The organism is Bartonella sp. AA56HLJMS (assembly GCF_042197145.1).
Taxonomy (GTDB): domain Bacteria; phylum Pseudomonadota; class Alphaproteobacteria; order Rhizobiales; family Rhizobiaceae; genus Bartonella.
This window is the reverse complement of the sequence record NZ_JBHIRL010000103.1, coordinates 1-674: the sequence shown is the minus strand read 5'-3', so window position 1 is coordinate 674 and position 674 is coordinate 1. Positions and strand designations below refer to the sequence as shown.

1 protein-coding gene is annotated in these 674 nt (G+C 46.0%); it reads left to right on the top strand.

The window, feature by feature from the left end; all coding sequences use genetic code 11:
- A partial coding sequence (locus tag ACFINI_RS10100) for a phage tail protein (RefSeq protein WP_375648057.1) occupies positions 1-674 on the top strand: 674 nt, incomplete at both ends.

Sequence of the window (674 nt, the reverse complement as noted above, 5' to 3'; positions counted from 1 at the left end):
GAATTTGAAAAGCGCCTTGCCGATGCTTGCGATTTTCATCAAGATATTGATGGTTCTGTTTTGGGGATTTCACGCGCAAAACTGATCACACGCCCTCCCCGTTTCTTGCCGTGGTTGATTGAAGAATACGGGCTTGGTGAACTGACACCTTATGTTCCAAATCTCTATGATTTGATTGATCAAGGGCTTCAATGGCAGAGGATACGTGGCTCCCTTGCGGCAATAGAGATGGGGCTTGAATGGCTAGAGATTACAGCACGCTTTCAACCCGCCTGGACGGGGCGCGCATGGTGGAACTCCTTTCAACTTGATTTTGATCAGTTGCCTGAACGCAAAAGCCTTGAAGCCATTGAAGCAATCACAGATCTTTCCAAAAGTTTGCGCTCTGATTTTCGCCGTGGGACCTATGGTTATAATGTGCAAGCTGTTGAATGCAATATGTCACGCCTTGATGACAGCATGTTGGAGTATGAAAGCGGTGTTCGCTTAACAGCTGGGGGCACTTTGTTTTCCTTTGGGCGCACAACAGAAATCAATCACACGCTCACAAAAGAAGAAGGCAGGCTTATTGGTAATTGGATAGATGACTTTGACGAGGAGTTAAGCTGGAACCAAATTGATTATCCTTGGGATTTGGCAAATTTTCCGTGGTGTTCGGTCAAAAAACATGAACG